The sequence below is a fragment of the Streptomyces cinnamoneus genome (assembly GCF_014650495.1).
Taxonomy (GTDB): domain Bacteria; phylum Actinomycetota; class Actinomycetes; order Streptomycetales; family Streptomycetaceae; genus Streptomyces; species Streptomyces cinnamoneus.
In genome coordinates this window covers 1-15,763 of sequence record NZ_BMVB01000037.1, presented here as the reverse complement: position 1 = coordinate 15,763, position 15,763 = coordinate 1, and the positions used below count along the sequence as shown (strand labels likewise).

The window sequence follows — 15,763 nt, the reverse complement described above, 5'->3', positions numbered from 1 at the left end:
GCTGGTCGCGTGAGTGCTGCCCCTGCCCGTCGCGACGCGAGACCGGCCCCCGCCCGGCCCGCCGGTCCCGAGAACGCCGCCCCCGTATCCGTCCGCACGGAACTGGCCCTCCTCGCGATAGCCGTCGCCGGAGTCTCCCTCTCCGCGCCCCTCATCGCCGCGACCGCCGCCCCGGCCCTCGCCATCGCCTTCTGGCGCAACGCCATGGCCGTCGGCGCCCTCACCCCGCTCGCCCTGCTGCGCCACCGCGCCGAGCTGCGCGGCATGGGCCGCCGGGCGCTGCTCCTGGCCGTCGCCGCGGGGGCGCTGCTGGCCCTGCACTTCGCGGTGTGGCTGCCGAGCCTGCACATGACCTCCGTGGCGTCCTCGACCGCGCTGGTCACCACCACCCCCATCTGGACCACACTGCTGCTGCGCCTGCGCGGCCACCGACCGCCCGCGCTCGTCTGGGCCGGCACCGGGCTCGCCTTCCTCGGCGTAGTGATCCTCACCGGCGTGGACCTCTCCCTTTCCGCGCGCGCCCTGGCCGGCGACGCGCTCGCCCTGGCGGGCGGCATGGCCGCGGCCGGCTACGTGCTGCTGGGCGCCGAGGTGCGGCGCACGGTGGGCACGCTCGCGTACACGTACGTCTGCTACGCCACCACGACCGTGCTGCTCCTCGCCGCCTGCCTGGCCGGTGGCGTCCGGCTCGGCGGGTACGACGGGGAGACCTGGCTCAAGCTGGCCCTTCTGACCGTCACCGCGCAGCTGCTCGGCCACTCGCTGATCAACAGGGTGGTCAAGGGCCTCGGCCCGTCCGTCACCTCGACGGCGATCCTGCTGGAGACGCCGGGCGCGGCCCTGATCGCGGCCGTGTGGCTGGGCCAGCAGCCGCCGGCGGTGGCCTACCCCGCCCTCGCGGTGATCATGGCGGGCCTGACCCTGGTCATCATGGGGGACCGCCGCAAGGAGACCGCCCTGCCGGAGACCGGGGTCTAGCGGGCCCAGGGCCCGTCCGGCGGGCCGGACCGGCCCCTCAGAGCCAGCCGTTGCGCTTGAAGCCGCGGTGGATCGTCACACAGATGGCGACCGTGACGACCATGACCGCCGGATAGCCGTACTTCCAGTGCAGCTCCGGCATGTGGTCGAAGTTCATGCCGTAGATCCCGGCGATCATCGTGGGCACGGCGAAGATGGCCGCCCAGGACGTGATCTTGCGCATGTCCTCGTTCTGGGCGACGGACGCCTGCGCGAGGTTGGCCTGGAGGATGGAGTTGAGCAGGTCGTCGAAGGAGACCACCTGCTCGTGCACGCGCACGAGGTGGTCGGCGACGTCGCGGAAGTACTTCTGGACGTCCGGCTCGACCAGCCGCATCGGCCGCTCGCTCAGCAGCTGCATCGGCCGTATGAGCGGCGTGACCGCCCGCTTGAATTCGAGCACTTCCCGCTTGAGCTGGTAGATGCGGCCCGCGTCGCCGCCGCGCCGGCTGCCCTTGCCGGGGTCGGAGAAGACGTCGATCTCGACCTCGTCGATGTCGTCCTGGACGGCGTCGGCCACGGCTATGTAGCCGTCGACGACCTGGTCGGCGATGGCGTGCAGGACGGCCGAGGGGCCCCGGCCGAGCAGCTGGGGGTCGTCCTGGAGCCGGTGGCGCAGCGCGCGCAGCGAGCCCTGGCCGCCGTGCCGGACGGTGATGATGAAGTCCGGGCCGGTGAAGCACATCACCTCGCCGGTCTCCACCACCTCGCTGGTGGCGGTCAGTTCGGCGTGCTCGACGTAGTGGATGGTCTTGAAGACCGTGAAGAGCGTGTCGTCGTAGCGCTCCAGCTTGGGCCGCTGGTGGGCGTGGACCGCGTCCTCGACGGCCAGCGGGTGCAGCCCGAACTCCCGCGCTATCCCGGCGAACTCGTGCTCCGCGGGCTCGTGCAGCCCGATCCACGCGAAGCCGCCCTCGGCCCGCACCCGGCGCATGGCCTCGGCCGGGCTGACGTGGTCGCTCGCGCGCTTGCCGTCGCGGTAGACGGCGCAGTCCACGACGGCGCTGTTGGCCGAGGGGTCGCGGGTGGGGTCGTAGCCGCCGCCCTGGACGGGCACCCGGCGCAGGGCGGGGCGGACGGCGGCACGCAGGTCACGGATCATCGACATGGCTGGCTCCTTCACGGGCCGGCCGCCAGTGCGGGGCGCTTGGCGCAACGCTGCCTGAAACGTAGACGTGGTGGCGCCCTCGGTCCCGGGGGCCGGGTGAGGGATACGTCCGCAAATCGGGCGGCGCTTCGTGCGGTGCGCGGGACTGACGGCAGTTCGCGGAGAACTTCGCAGAGAACACGGAACAAAGCGAGAGGCAGGCGCTCTTCCGTCAAGTGCTGCGGGCGTGGAAGGACTTCCGGAGGTGGTGCCGGCGACGGTGGCCGGGCGCGGAAGGCTTCAGATCACGGGGTGACGTGCGTCCGGAGCGGGAAGACGGGAGAACTGTCGGTACTGCACGGTCGACTAGGATCCACCGCAGCCCCACCTCCTCCGGCCGGTCCCCGCTGAGGGACGATCGTCACGCCTTGACCAGAGGTCAAGGCAGACCAAGGCTAGCAGCCGTGCGGCGCGTCAAGCCCCTCCTTTGCCCGTTCGATACGCGTTCTATGCTCACTGCATGTCAGACGTTCTCGCACTCGTCGAGGCCCGGCTGGTGATGGCTCTCGGTGAGCCGGACGCGCGCGCCGCGGTGACCTTCCTCGGCACGGACCGGATCGAAGTCCTCCGCTTCACTGCCGCCGACGACGCCGGCGACGTCGTCCGCTACGCCACGCTCGGCATGTCCGCCCACCCGATGGCCGACCCCACGGCCATGGTGGCCGACCCGCTGCGCGGCCCCCGCGCCGAACTGCTGCTGTCGGTGCGCCGCGGCCGGGCCGACACGGACAAGGTGCTCCGCCCCCTGGCCGTGCTGGCCGCATCGCCGCAGGTGGAGGGCGTCGTGGTGGCGCCGGGCGCCTCCCTCGACACCGGCGAGCCGCTGTGGCCGGGCGCGCCCTTCACCTCCGTGCTCGTCGCGGAGTCCGGCGGCATCGTCGAGGACCTGGAGCTGGACGAACCGCTGGACCCCGTGCGCTTCCTGCCCCTCCTGCCGATGACCCCCAACGAAGCCGCGTGGAAGCGCGTCCAGGGCGCGGCCGCCCTGGAGGAGCGCTGGCTGCGGCACGGCACGGACCTGCGCGACCCGCTGCGTGCCGGGGTTCCCCTGGCCTGATCACGGGGGCCGGACCGCGCCCCGCGAGGGCGGGGAGCCGGAAGGCCGGAACGGTGTGCCGGTGTCGACTCCGGACGGGTGATCGTCCTTGACGCGGGGGCGGCCTGGTAGGACCGTTGGAGGCTATGAGGGGCGAACCCAGTTGCCCGAAGTGCGGTGGCCGGGTGCGAGCGCCCGGTCTCTTCGCCGACTCCTGGCAGTGCGCCGTGCACGGCACCGTGCACCCTCTGCAGCCGGTCGTCCCGCCCAGCGTCGAAGCGCTTGCCGTCGCCGTCCGCCGGGCCCGGGTGCCGGTCTGGATGCCCTGGCCGCTGCCCGTCGGCTGGCTCTTCACCGGCGTCGTCTACGCGGGCGACGACCGCAGCGGCGGCCGGGCGACGGCCGTCGCCTGCTCCGGGCCCAGCCCGCTCGGCGGCCCCGGCGAGCTGCTGCTCGTGGCGGAGGAGCTCGGCGTCGGCCTCGGCGCGCGCTACGCCGGCATCGACGGCCCCGACCCCGGCCCCTACCTCCGCGTCGACCGCTCGCCGCACGCCAAGGTCCACGCGGCCGGCCGCCCCACCCCCCTGTGGCACGTCGACAACGCCCCCGGCGACCGGGCCGTCTTCGCGGGCGAGGCCCGCGGACTGTGGCTGTGGGCGATCGTCTGGCCGGAGCGCTCGGGCCTGCTGATGTACGACGAGCTGGTGCTCACGGACCTGCGGGACGCCGGGGCCGAGGTGGACCTGCTGCCCTGCGGTGCGCTGTCGCCCCGCGTCCTGGCGCCCTGAGGCCGGCCGGTTCCGGCCAACGCGCGGTGTGCGCTCCGGCGCGCCGGGTCACGTTCGTACGACAGTTATCCTGAACCGGTCCTGTCCGTTCCACACGCCGTTGGGAGCCGTGCCGTGCGCATCGACCTGCACACCCACTCCACGGCCTCGGACGGTACGGACACCCCCGCCGAGCTGGTTCGCAACGCGGCCGCCGCGGGGCTGGACGTCGTCGCGCTGACCGACCACGACGGGGTCGGCGGCCACGCCGAGGCCGTCGCGGCCCTTCCGGCCGGGCTCACCCTGGTGACCGGCGCCGAGCTGTCGTGCCGCTTCGACGGCCCGGACGGCTTCAGCGTCCACATGCTGGCCTACCTCTTCGATGCGGCCGAGCCGGAGCTGGCGCGCGAGCGGGAGCTGGTCCGCGACGACCGCACCCCCCGCGCCCGGGCCATGGTCGGCAAGCTCAACGAGCTCGGCGTCCCCGTCACCTGGGAGCGCGTGGCGCAGATCGCCGCGGGCGGAGCCGTGGGCCGGCCGCACGTCGCCGCCGCCATGGTCGAGCTCGGCGTGATCGACACCGTCTCCGACGCCTTCACCGCCGAGTGGCTCGCCGGTGACGGCCGCGCCTTCGTCGAGAAGCACGAACTCGACCCCTTCGACGCCATCCGCCTGGTCAAGGCGGCCGGCGGCGTCACCGTGCTCGCGCACCCGCTGGCCCTGCACCGCGGCCGCTGCGTCTCGGAGGCCCAGATAGCCGAGCTGGCCTCGGCCGGCCTGGACGGCGTCGAGGTGGACCACATGGACCACGACGCCCCCACCCGGGCCCGGCTGCGCGGCCTCGCCGCCGAGCTCGGCCTGCTGACGACCGGCTCCAGCGACTACCACGGCAGCCGCAAGACGTGCCGCCTCGGCGAGTACACCACCGACCCGGAAATCTACGGCGAGATCACGCGCCGCGCGACGGGCGCGTTCCCCGTCCCGGGCGCCGGCGGCTGACCGCCCCTCACCCCGCACCCGTACCCATGCCCTCGTACGGGTGACGCTGTTCGTAGGCCCTTGTCGTCGTTTCCGCGGACCCCGCGGTGGACGGACGTACGGGCCCGCCTCCTCCGCTCCGCAGAGCCCCGTTCCCCCGTTCTTCTCTCCCGCTGTCCCGCTCCTGCTCGCACCACTCCTGCAAGGCCCTCACTGTGTTCGACATCGCTGTCTTCGGCTCGCTCTTCCTCACCCTGTTCGTGATCATGGACCCGCCCGGGATCACGCCGATCTTCCTCGCGCTCACCGCCGGCCGGCCCGCCAAGGTCCAGCGGCGCATGGCCTGGCAGGCGGCGGTGGTCGCCTTCGGCGTGATCACCGTCTTCGGCATCTGCGGCCAGCAGATCCTGGACTACCTGCACATCACCACGCCGGCGCTCATGATCGCGGGAGGTCTGCTCCTGCTGCTGATCGCGCTGGACCTGCTGACGGGCAAGTCGGAGGAGCCGACGCAGACCAAGGACGTCAACGTCGCGCTCGTACCGCTGGGCATGCCGCTGCTGGCCGGGCCCGGTGCGATCGTCTCGGTGATCCTCGCCGTCCAGCACGCCGACTCCCTGGCCTCGCAGGTCTCGGTGTGGTGCGCGATCGCCGCCATTCACCTCGTGCTGTGGCTGGTCATGCGCAACTCGCTGCACATCATCCGCGTGATCAAGGACGGTGGCGTGGTGCTGGTGACCCGCCTGGCGGGCATGATGCTCTCCGCGCTGGCCGTCCAGCAGATCATCAATGGCATCACCCAGGTCATCGCCGCCCACTGAGCGCGGCCGGCACCGGCCGGCACGACGAACGCCCCCGTACGGCAGGTCCGTACGGGGGCGTTGCGCATCCGGGTGCGTACGCGGACGCGAGGGGCGTTACCGGGCCGTCGAGTCGGCCGGGCGGATGTAGATGCGCTGGCCGATCGAGGCGGCCTGCTGCACGATCCGGTTGACGGAGGCGGCGTCCACGACGGTGCTGTCGACGGCCGTGCCGTCGACGTCGTCCAGGCGCATGATTTCGAAGCGCAAGGCTTCTCCCTTCGTCTGATCCTCCTGCGGAGAACTGTGAACAGTGACGCGCGCGGCGACGGTGCCGTGCGCGTTGCATACGTGTCCAACGCAACGCGTAGTGCAAACATTCCCTACGCTAAAGAAATTTTTAACGTGGCTAATCACTGCCGGGGAAGGGGTGGCCGTCACCGGTGCCGACCGGGTTGTGCGCACGAGGAACTGGGCGGCCTGCGCGCGCGCCGGAATGCGCTCGCGCGCGGCGAGTGGAACCCTGACAGGGGGCGGCCGCGGCACGGCCCGGCCGGCCTCCCGACACCGCAGGACCCGGAACAGAAACGAGGCGATCGGCCATGTCGGCCTCCGACGGTGCGGGGCTGGGGCAGCCCTGCTGGGTGAGCCTGCTGACCGCGGACCTCGCCACCGCCCACGACTTCTACGGCGCCGTGCTGGGCTGGACCTTCCGCGCCGGATCGTTCGGCGAGGGCTTCTCCGTGGCGCTCTCCGACGGCAAGCCCGTGGCCGGCCTCAGCGACGCGGCCCGTTCCATGGGCATCGCCGCCTCCTGGACCTCCTACTTCGCCGTCGCGGACGCCGACGTGGTGGCCTCACGGGTCCGTGAGCGCGGCGGCACCGTCGCCGTCGGCCCGCTCGCCGTCGGCAACGGCCGCGTCGTCCTCGCCGCGGACTCGGCAGGAGCGGTCTTCGGCATCTGGGAGGGCAAGAACCTGCCGGGCTGGCGCATCGGCGCCGGCGCCGCCCCCGCCTGGCTGGAGCTGCGCACCCGGGACGCCTTCGCCGCCGCCATGTTCTACGGCGAGATCTTCGACTGGACCGTCGACCGGCCCGACCGCTGCGAGGTCCGCTACGAGGACGACGCCGTCATCGTCCGCTCGGGCGGCCGCACCGTCGCCTGCATCCGCGGCGGCGCCGTCGAGGCCGACCCGGACCCGCGCATCCGGCCGCGCTGGCACGTGTACTTCCGCGTCGACGACGTCGAGAAGGCCGTGGAGGCGGCCCTCGGCTCCGGCGGCGCCGTCGTCTCCGAGCCCACCCACTCCCGGGCCGGGCGGGAGGCGACGCTGCGGGACAGGGAGGGCGCCCTGTTCACGGTGACGGAGAAGTCGGGCTGCTAGGACCCGGGGGCTGGGACGCGCCCCAGGGCTGCCGGACGAGGTTCCAGAAGCGCAGGAGGGCCTCCGCCGTCTCGGCGGGCCGCTCGGCGTTGGGGGAGTGGCCCGCACCCCGGACGACCGTGCGCTGCGCGGACAGCTCCTTCGCCATCGCGTCGATCTCCGGGACGGGCCAGGCGTAGTCCAGCGCCCCCGAGACGACGTGCTTGGGCAGCGGCACCTCCGCCAGCTCGGCCGTCCGGTCCGGCTCCTTGGTCAACTGGCGTCCGGTCGCCATGAGTTGCTCGGGAACGGTGCCCATCCAGCGGCGGTACAGGAACGCGGCGAGCTCCGGCGGCGTGCCGGCGACGGAGGCGTTCTCGGCGCTCTCCGCGGAGGCCGTGTTCTCCCGCTGCATCTCCTGCCACACGTCCTCCATGCCCAGCACGCCCAGCGCTTCGATCAGGAGGCGGGTACGGGCCTGCTGCGACGGGGAGATCGCCCCCGGACCGCTGCTCATCACCGTCAGCGAACGGAACGGTGAGGGGTCGGCGAGCACGGCGGCCCGTGTGATCAGGCCGCCCAGGGAGTGGCCGAGCAGGTGCACGCCGTCGCCGCCGAGGGCCGCGGCCTGGGCATGGACGTCGCGCGCCAATTCCTCCTGCGCATAGGCGGCTTCGTCCCGCGGCCCCGGGCTCTCGTGCTGCCCGCGCCCGTCCACGGCCACGGCCCGGTACCCGGCCTCCGCCAGCGGCTCCAGCAGCGCGATGAAGTCCTCCTTGCTGCCGGTGAAGCCCGGCACGAGCAGCACCGTCCCGCGCGGCGCCCCGGCGGGCCGGGCGTCGTGGACGGCGAACTCCCCCCGCCCGGTGGTGAGACGGTACGCGCGTGCGCACGGGGGCAGCGTGAGGAAGGGCGGCTTGCTCATGGGAACGAGGCTAACGCGGCGTCCGGCCGCCGCCGGGCCCGCGGGGCCCGTGGGGGCGCGGATCGCGCCACGGCGGGCGGGGGCAGGGGTTCGCGCACGGAAAACGCCGCTGCCCGGGCCTGAACGGCCCGGGCAGCGGCGTTGCAGAGGCTTACGCCTCGGCGGCCTTCTTCGTAGCCGTGCGGGTGCGCTTCGGCTTGGCCTCGGCCTCGCCCTCGGCGACGGGCGCGGCGGCGGCCTTCTTGACCGTGCGCGTCCGCTTGGGCTTGACCTCGGTGCCGTCCACGGCCTCCGGCGCGGCAGCAGCCTTCTTGGCAGCGGTGCGGGTGCGCTTGGGCTTGGCCTCGGCCTCGCCCTCGGCGACGGGCGCGGCGGCGGCCTTCTTGGCCGTGGCGCGGGTGCGCTTGGGCTTGACCTCGGTGCCGTCCACGGCCTCCGGCGCGGCAGCAGCCTTCTTGGCAGCGGTGCGGGTGCGCTTGGGCTTGGCCTCAGCAGCCTCGGCGGTCTCCGCGACCTCGGCGGCCTTCTTGGCGGCCGTGCGGGTGCGCTTGGGCTTGACCTCGGCGACGGCTTCGGCGACGGGCGCGGCGGCGGCCTTCTTGGCCGTGGCGCGGGTGCGCTTCGGCTTGGCCTCAGCAGCCTCGACGGTCTCCGTGGCCTCGACCGTCTCGACGGCCTTCTTGGCCCGGGTGCGCTTCGGCTTCGCCTCAGCAGCCTCGTCGACCTCCGCGACCTCGGTGGTCTCGACGGCCTTCTTGGCGGCCGTGCGGGTGCGCTTCGGCTTCGCCTCGGCGGTCTCCGCGGTCTCGACGACCTCGGCGGCCTTCTTCGCAGCCGTGCGGGTGCGCTTGGGCTTGACCTCGGCCTCGACCTCGGCGACGGCTTCGGCGACCGGCGCGGCGGCGGCCTTCTTGGCCGTGCGGGTGCGCTTCGGCTTCGTCTCGGCGACCTCGACGGCCTCGACCGTCTCCGTGGCCTCGACCGTCTCGACGGCCTTCTTGGCGGCCGCGCGGGTCCGCTTCGGCTTGGTCTCGACGACCGTCTCCACGGCCTCGACCGTCACCTCGGGCTCCGCCGCACGGGCGGCCGGCACGGACGCGATCACAGCCTCGGCGGCCTCGACGACCTCCGTGGCGGCGGCGACGACGCTCGCCGCGGCGGTCGTCCCCGACGCGCCACGCGTGCGGCGACGCCGCGAACGGGCCGGAGCCTCCGGCTCGGCGGCCGCGGGGGCCTGCTCGGTCACGGGCGTGGCGGCGACGGCCGGAGCCGTTCCCGCACCGCCCCGCGTGCGACGGCGGCGCCGCGGACGGGCCGGCGTCTCCGGGGCGTCGGAGCGGACGGCGGCCGGTGCGTCGGAGACGGTGCCGGAACCGGCGGCCGGCGCGGCCTCGGCGGACACCGGCTCACCGTTGCGGGTGCGGCGGCGCTGGCGCGGGGTGCGCGTACGGGCCGGACGCTCCTCCTCCACACGGTCGCGGCCACCGCGGCGGGCGTCCCGGCCGCGTCCGCGGCCGCCCGGCTCGCCGAGGTCCTCGATCTCCTCGGCCGCGAGGCCGGCGAGCGTCCGCTCGGAGCGCGGCAGGATGCCCTTGGTGCCGGCGGGGATGCTCAGCGCCTCGTACAGGTGCGGGGACGTGGAGTACGTCTCCTCCGGCTCGTCGAACGGGAGGTCCAGCGCCTTGTTGATGAGCTTCCAGCGGGGGATGTCGTCCCAGTCGACCAGCGTGACGGCCGTACCCGACTTGCCGGCGCGGCCGGTGCGGCCGATGCGGTGCAGGTAGGTCTTCTCGTCCTCGGGGGACTGGTAATTGACCACGTGCGTGACGTCGTCCACGTCGATGCCGCGCGCGGCGACGTCCGTGCAGACGAGGACGTCGACCTTGCCGTTGCGGAAGGCGCGCAGCGCCTGCTCGCGGGCGCCCTGGCCGAGGTCGCCGTGGACCGCGCCGGAGGCGAAGCCGCGACGGGTGAGCTGTTCGGCGATGTCCGCAGCCGTCCGCTTCGTGCGGCAGAAGATCATCGCGCGGTTGCGGCCCTCGGCCTGCAGGATGCGGGCGACCATCTCCGGCTTGTCCATGTTGTGGGCGCGGAAGACGTGCTGGGCGATGTTGGCGTGCGTCTGGCCCTGGTCGTCCGGCGAGGTGGCGCGGATGTGCGTGGGCTGCGACATGTAGCGGCGGGCGAGCGAGATGACCGCGCCCGGCATGGTGGCCGAGAAGAGCATGGTCTGCCGCTTGGCGGGGAGCATCGTGATGATGCGCTCCACGTCGGGCAGGAAGCCGAGGTCGAGCATTTCGTCGGCCTCGTCCAGGACGAGGGCCTTGACGTGCGCGAGGCTGAGCTTCTTCTGGCCGGCGAGGTCCAGCAGGCGGCCGGGGGTGCCGACGATCACGTCGACGCCCTTCTTGAGCGCCTCGACCTGGGGCTCGTACGCACGTCCGCCGTAAATGGCCTGGACGCGGACGTTGCGGACCTTGCCGGCGGTCAGCAGGTCGTTGGTGACCTGCTGGCAGAGCTCGCGGGTGGGGACGACGACCAGTGCCTGCGGGGCGTCGGTCAGCTGCTCGGGCTGGGCCCGGCCGGCCTCGACGTCCGCGGGGACGACGACGCGCTCCAGGAGGGGCAGACCGAAGCCCAGCGTCTTGCCGGTGCCGGTCTTGGCCTGGCCGATGACGTCGGAGCCCGAGAGGGCGACGGGGAGCGTCATCTCCTGGATGGGGAACGGATTCACGATGCCGACGGCTTCGAGCGCTTCGGCGGTTTCGGACAGAATCCCGAGGTCTCGGAAAGTGGACAGAATCTTGCCTCTTCTGTGAGACGCGGCGCGAGGCGGCGAAGGGGGTCGTACGAGGGCTCGTACGGACCGCGCCAGTAGTGCTGCCGGCTGCCGGTGGCTGCCGGGTGGCGCGGGACCACTGCCTTCGCTCGTGCACACGTGCCGCGAGCGGATCCCTCCTGGTGTGCGTACGTCCCGTACGTACCGCGCGGAGGGCGGTCGGTTTTGTGGAAGCCGATCGGGCCACCGACCGGGCATCCGCTGCAGTCCTGAAGACGCGCCTCCAGAAGACACAGCATGAGTTCGGCCCGCCGAATACTCGGCTGGCCTATTAGCACTGTACCCCGGAAAGGCGCATGTGTGTCCGGACAATCGCGTGTCCGGATCAGGATGAACTGTCTGACCAGGGGGTTCGTCGTGTCGCACGGCGGGCTATCGTTCGCTGCATGGAGACGCCCGACACGCCAGAGAACGCCACCGAGACCGGCACCACCACGGCCGGCGAGCACACCGGGATCGCCGCCCAGGACTGGGCCCACGCCTCCGCCGACCCGCAGTACCGGGCGGCCGTCGTGGACCTGCTCGGCGCCCTCGCCTACGGCGAGCTGGCCGCCTTCGAGCGGCTCGCGGAGGACGCCAAGCTGGCCCCCTCCCTCGACGACAAGGCCGCTCTGGCCAAGATGGCCGCGGCAGAGTTCCAGCACTTCCAGCGGCTGCGGGACCGCCTGGAGGCCATCGACGCCCCGCCGACCGCCGCCATGGAGCCCTTCGCGGCGGCGCTGGACGAGTTCCACCGCCAGACCGCGCCCTCGGACTGGCTGGAGGGCCTCGTCAAGGCGTACGTGGGCGACTCGATCGCCAGCGACTTCTACCGCGAGGTCGCGGCCCGCCTGGACTCCGACACCCGCGCGCTGGTGCTCACCGTGCTCGACGACACCGGCCACGCGTCGTTCGCGGTCGAGAAGGTCCGTGCCGCGATCGAGGCCGAGCCGCGTGTGGGCGGGCGGCTCGCGCTGTGGGCCCGGCGGCTGATGGGCGAGGCGCTCTCCCAGGCGCAGCGCGTGGTGGCGGACCGTGACGCGCTGTCCACGATGCTGGTGGGCGGCGTGGCCGACGGCTTCGACCTGGCGGAGGTCGGCAAGATGTTCTCGCGGATCACCGAGGCGCACACCAAGCGGATGGCCGCGCTGGGCCTGGCGGCCTGACGCGGTCGCGACACCGCCCACCGGCGGATTCCGGCGGGCCCGCCTCAAGCCGTGGCTGATCGGCGGGCCCGGCCGGCCGGGCGCAGCAGGAGGGAGAGCAGCGCCACGGCCACGCCCAGGGACACCGTCAGGATGGCGACGGCGTGGCCCGGCCCGAGCACCGAATGGGCCAGCAGCGCGCCGAACAGCGCGGCGACCGGTCCGGTGGCCAGGGTGAGCGCGCGGGAGCGGAACTGTCCGTAGCGCGTGGGAAGCCAGCGCAGGGCTCCGTAGGAGACGGCGAGGCCGATCAGGACCGAGCCGAGCGCTTCCCAGAGGATCATGCTCATTCCCTCCCATGAGGTGGCCGAGAAGCAGGGGGTGCAAATCGGTCGTAGCGGTCTTACCCCATGGCCGACCCGGGCAACCCTCGTCACCGGTCCGGCGTCACGTACGACAGTCACACACGACCCGCACCTACGACAACGGCGGAGCCCCGGTGAATTTCGCACCGGGGCCCCGCCGTTCGCGTCCGGCCGGAGCCGGACCTCACACGATCATCGCGCGATCACATCGCGCCGAATCCGACCTTCCGGACGGTCGGCTCGCCGATCTCGACGTACGCCAGCCGGTCGGCCGGGACCAGCACCTTGCGGCCACGGTCGTCCACCAGGCTCAGCAGCTGTGCCTTGCCGGCGAGCGCATCGGCCACCGCGCGCTCTACTTCCTCGGCAGCCAGCCCGCTCTCCAGAACGATCTCGCGGGGCGCGTGCTGCACGCCGATCTTGACCTCCACGGTCTGTCCCTCCGAAGGTTGCGGTCCCCGTGGCGAAGCCCCGGGACGGGGTGCGCGGCCAGCCGCGCCGTACGTTCCACACATTAGCCCGGTACGGGGGCGAGCCGGGCCCCCGCCCGCACGCTCGCAGCGAACACCGCCGCGGCCGCCGCGCGGAGCGGCGGCCGGAGCGGCTCAGTGCTGCTCGTGCGCGACCTTCGGGAAGCCGGCGATGCCGCGCCAGGCCAGCGACGTCAGCAGCTGGACCGCCGTCTCCCGCGGGACGGCGCTCTCGCTGGAGAGCCAGTAGCGGGCGACGACCTGGGAGACGCCGCCCAGGCCCACGGCCAGCAGCATGGCCTCGTCCTTCGACAGGCCGGTGTCCTCGGCGACCACGTCGCTGATCGCCTCGGCGCACTCCAGCGAGACCCGCTCGACGCGCTCGCGCACGGCCGGCTCGTTGGTCAGGTCGGACTCGAAGACCAGGCGGAAGGCGCCGCCCTCGTCCTCGACGTACGCGAAGTAGGCGTCCATGGTGGCCGCCACGCGCAGCTTGTTCTCGGAGGTGGAGGCGAGTGCGGTGCGGACGGCCTGCAGGAGGTTCTCGCAGTGCTGGTCCAGCAGCGCCAGGTAGAGGTCCAGCTTGCCGGGGAAGTGCTGGTAGAGCACCGGCTTGCTGACGCCCGCGCGCTCGGCGATGTCGTCCATCGCCGCGGCGTGGTACCCCTGCGCCACGAAGACCTCCTGGGCGGCGCCCAGGAGCTGGTTGCGTCGGGCTCGGCGCGGCAGGCGCGTGCCCCGCGGGCGCGCCTCGGTCTGCTCGATGGCTGTCACGCCGCCTCCCATGTTCGTTCCGTGCACGGTGTGCACCGCGCCCGCCATCGTACTTTTGGGTAACCGGGCCGTGCGTGGTCGGAGCGGAGAATTTCACGGACCGGACGCTGTGGGAAGTCGACAAAACCCCCAATCCAGGCAGTACGCCCGGTCCGGCCGCTGCAGGAGGGTCAGCGGTAGTCGTCCTCGTCCAGTTCCACCACCCGCGCCTGCTCGGCGCGGTCCGCCTCGTTGGCCGAGTCGCGGTCGATGTGCTCCAGCCGGTCGTCGCGCTGTGGAGCGAGGTCGGCGTGCTGCTCGGCGGCATCCGCCTCCGGCGCCTCCGCGTCGGTGGTGATCACGACGGCGTCCTCGTCCTCGTCCTCGAAGGTATCGGGGTCGGTCGGGTCGACAGGCATACGGGATCCCTTTCCGGTATCCGGGATGACGCCCTGTACTCCTTCATACACCTGCTTGCAGCCTAGGAGACGGGGCTGGCGACCGCCAGGCGATCTGTGACCGCCGCCACAAAGGTTCGGGCGTGATCGTCTCGTAACATTGCCCGCATGTCTTCGACCGAGTCGCCGGATGCCCGCGCCGTGCCCGTGGTGCCACCCACGCGCTCCTCGCGGGTCAGCGCGGGGGAGGAGCTGCGCACGGTGGCCCTGCCCGGGATCACGCTGACCGTGCGCTCCCGCCCGCCCGCCGGTGGCCCGGGCACGCTGCCGGCCGCCCTGTGCCTGCACGGCCTCGGCGGGTCCTCGCAGAACTGGTCCGAGCTGATGGAGCGGCTCGCGGGTCTCGTCGACTGTGAAGCCCTGGACCTGCCCGGCTTCGGGGACGCGCCGCCGCCCGAGGACGGCGACTACTCCATCACCGGGTACGCGCGCGTGGTCATCCGCTACCTCGACGCCACCGCCCGCGGCCCCGTCCACCTCATCGGCAACTCCATGGGCGGCGCCGTCGCCACCCGCGTGGCCGCCGTCCGTCCGGACCTCGTCCGCACGCTCACCCTCGTCTCGCCCGCCCTGCCGGAGCTGCGGCCCCAGCGCACGGCGGTGCCCACCGCCCTGCTCGCCGTGCCCGGCGTCGTCTCCCTCTTCGCCCGGGCCACCAAGGACTGGACGCCCGAACGCCGCACCCGCGAGGTGCTCGCCCTGTGCTACGGCGACCCCGCCCAGGTGACGCCCGAAGGGTTCGCCCTCGCGGTCGCCGAGTACGAGCGCAGGCTGGAGCTCCCCTACTTCTGGGACGTCATGGCCCGCTCGGCCCGCGGCATCGTCGACGCGTACACACTCGGCGGACAGCATTCGCTGTGGCGTCAGGCGGAGAAGGTCCTTGCCCCTACTCTGCTCGTGTACGGAGCGCGCGACCAGCTCGTCTCCCTCCGCATGGCCCACCGTGCGAGCAAGGCATTCCGCGACTCGCGGCTGCTGACGCTTCTCCAGGCGGGTCATGTCGCGATGATGGAGGACCCGGACGTGGTGGCTCGCGCCTTCCGGGAACTGCTCGCGGACACCGCCACGACACCGGAACGGAGCGCCCCGCCCCGTGGGTAAACACAGCGCACGCGCCGACCGGGCCCGCTTCGGGTCCGCCGCTGCCGCCTCCGGTACGGGCCGCCGCCGCGCCCCGGAGGGCCAGGGGCCCACCGCGCACGGCCGCGCCCCCGAGGCGGTGACCCCGGTGCCCGGCCCGGGCAGCGGGCGCCGGCGCGGCGCCGCCTCCGGCACCGACGCCGCGGAGCTCGCGGCGGACTTCGACGCCGGATTCGCCCCCGGCTACGACGCCGGCGTCCCCGGCTACGACGCCGGGTTCGGCCCCGACTACGACGCCGGCTACAGCGCGGGCCTCGGCTCGGGCGCCGGCCCGGGCGCCGGCTTCGGCCAGGAGGAGGCGGCCCGCCCCTCCGCCCGCTCCGGCCACCCCGAGCAGCGCGACCCCGTCCTCGGCTGGGGCGTCATCGGCGCCCAGCGCGACCGGACGCCGGGCGCCGCGCCCGCCGCGCCCGCCGCGCGCACCCACTCCGCCACCGGCTACATGTCCGGCCTCACCGCCCCCGCCGCCCGCCGTCCGGACGCCGACGACACGCCCCGCACGCCCGCGCCGGGATCCAGGCGCGGCCGGAACAGCTCGACGGGCATGGCGTACGCACCGGTCACCGCGTGCAGCCGGGCG

Annotated in this window: 16 protein-coding genes and 1 pseudogene; 9 read left to right on the top strand and 8 right to left on the bottom strand. The window is 73.4% G+C overall.

The genetic code is table 11. The features are described from left to right. Positions 1-9: 9 nt before the first annotated feature. The gene (locus IE182_RS29655) at positions 10-978 is read left to right on the top strand and encodes a DMT family transporter (RefSeq protein ID WP_190113074.1); all 969 of its coding nucleotides are present in this window, start codon (positions 10-12) and stop codon (positions 976-978) included. A 37-nt stretch (positions 979-1,015) separates the two neighbouring features. Here IE182_RS29655 and IE182_RS29650 read toward each other — a convergent pair whose 3' ends face one another. After that, positions 1,016-2,125, bottom strand: coding sequence for a magnesium and cobalt transport protein CorA (locus IE182_RS29650; protein WP_190113073.1), 1,110 nt, complete (start codon positions 2,123-2,125; stop codon positions 1,016-1,018). Between the two features lie 499 nt (positions 2,126-2,624). Between IE182_RS29650 and IE182_RS29645 the strand changes: the two genes are divergently transcribed. From IE182_RS29645 to IE182_RS29630, 4 genes are all read left to right on the top strand, one after another. Next, entirely contained in the window at positions 2,625-3,221 is a 597-nt protein-coding gene (locus IE182_RS29645) for a suppressor of fused domain protein (RefSeq protein ID WP_190113072.1), read from the top strand. Between the two features lie 125 nt (positions 3,222-3,346). Next, on the top strand, positions 3,347-3,988 hold the full coding sequence (locus tag IE182_RS29640) for a DUF6758 family protein (RefSeq protein ID WP_190113071.1): 642 nt from the start codon (positions 3,347-3,349) through the stop codon (positions 3,986-3,988). Between the two features lie 114 nt (positions 3,989-4,102). Further along, a complete protein-coding gene (locus IE182_RS29635) occupies positions 4,103-4,966 on the top strand; it encodes a PHP domain-containing protein (RefSeq protein ID WP_190113070.1) in 864 nt (287 codons plus the stop codon). A gap of 194 nt (positions 4,967-5,160) precedes the next feature. Next, the gene (locus IE182_RS29630; protein WP_190113069.1) at positions 5,161-5,766 is read left to right on the top strand and encodes a MarC family protein; all 606 of its coding nucleotides are present in this window, start codon (positions 5,161-5,163) and stop codon (positions 5,764-5,766) included. Between the two features lie 96 nt (positions 5,767-5,862). Here the strand turns inward: IE182_RS29630 and IE182_RS29625 are convergent, their stop codons facing one another. Beyond that, on the bottom strand, positions 5,863-6,015 hold the full coding sequence (locus IE182_RS29625; protein ID WP_190113068.1) for a DUF8834 family protein: 153 nt from the start codon (positions 6,013-6,015) through the stop codon (positions 5,863-5,865). Positions 6,016-6,347: 332 nt separating this feature from the next. Between IE182_RS29625 and IE182_RS29620 the strand changes: the two genes are divergently transcribed. Further along, complete coding sequence (locus IE182_RS29620; RefSeq protein ID WP_190113067.1) at positions 6,348-7,130, top strand: VOC family protein; 783 nt, start codon at positions 6,348-6,350, stop codon at positions 7,128-7,130. On the opposite strand, the gene IE182_RS29615 is transcribed toward IE182_RS29620, so the two are convergent. Both IE182_RS29615 and IE182_RS29610 read right to left on the bottom strand, forming a co-directional pair. Next, entirely contained in the window at positions 7,102-8,034 is a 933-nt protein-coding gene (locus IE182_RS29615) for an alpha/beta fold hydrolase (RefSeq protein WP_190113066.1), read from the bottom strand. The genes IE182_RS29620 and IE182_RS29615 overlap by 29 nt on opposite strands. Positions 8,035-8,185: 151 nt before the next feature. Then, positions 8,186-10,744 (bottom strand): DEAD/DEAH box helicase, encoded by a 2,559-nt coding sequence (locus IE182_RS29610; protein WP_190113065.1) that lies wholly within the window; start codon positions 10,742-10,744, stop codon positions 8,186-8,188. A 515-nt stretch (positions 10,745-11,259) separates the two neighbouring features. On the opposite strand from IE182_RS29610, the gene IE182_RS29605 reads away from it, so the two are divergent. Next, positions 11,260-12,018 carry a ferritin-like fold-containing protein gene (locus IE182_RS29605; protein ID WP_229845228.1) on the top strand — a complete coding sequence of 253 codons (759 nt, stop codon included), beginning with the start codon at positions 11,260-11,262 and terminating at the stop codon, positions 12,016-12,018. A 44-nt stretch (positions 12,019-12,062) separates the two neighbouring features. Here IE182_RS29605 and IE182_RS29600 read toward each other — a convergent pair whose 3' ends face one another. The 4 genes from IE182_RS29600 to IE182_RS29585 all read right to left on the bottom strand — a co-directional run bounded on the left by IE182_RS29600 (position 12,063) and on the right by IE182_RS29585 (position 14,004). Then, a complete protein-coding gene (locus tag IE182_RS29600) occupies positions 12,063-12,341 on the bottom strand; it encodes a hypothetical protein (RefSeq protein WP_190113064.1) in 279 nt (92 codons plus the stop codon). Positions 12,342-12,565: 224 nt separating this feature from the next. Further along, positions 12,566-12,793: a DUF3107 domain-containing protein gene (locus tag IE182_RS29595; protein ID WP_190113063.1), complete on the bottom strand. Its 228-nt coding sequence runs from the start codon at positions 12,791-12,793 to the stop codon at positions 12,566-12,568. A 174-nt stretch (positions 12,794-12,967) separates the two neighbouring features. Further along, complete coding sequence (locus tag IE182_RS29590) at positions 12,968-13,606, bottom strand: TetR/AcrR family transcriptional regulator (protein ID WP_190063387.1); 639 nt, start codon at positions 13,604-13,606, stop codon at positions 12,968-12,970. Positions 13,607-13,776: 170 nt separating this feature from the next. Further along, complete coding sequence (locus IE182_RS29585; protein ID WP_190113062.1) at positions 13,777-14,004, bottom strand: Rv3202a family protein; 228 nt, start codon at positions 14,002-14,004, stop codon at positions 13,777-13,779. Positions 14,005-14,151: 147 nt separating this feature from the next. Between IE182_RS29585 and IE182_RS29580 the strand changes: the two genes are divergently transcribed. Together IE182_RS29580 and IE182_RS29575 are read left to right on the top strand one after the other, a co-directional pair. Then, positions 14,152-15,144: an alpha/beta fold hydrolase gene (locus IE182_RS29580; protein ID WP_190113061.1), complete on the top strand. Its 993-nt coding sequence runs from the start codon at positions 14,152-14,154 to the stop codon at positions 15,142-15,144. Then, positions 15,137-15,763 (top strand): annotated as a pseudogene (locus IE182_RS29575) (hypothetical protein); the annotation flags it as partial. The gene IE182_RS29580 and the pseudogene IE182_RS29575, both read left to right, overlap by 8 nt.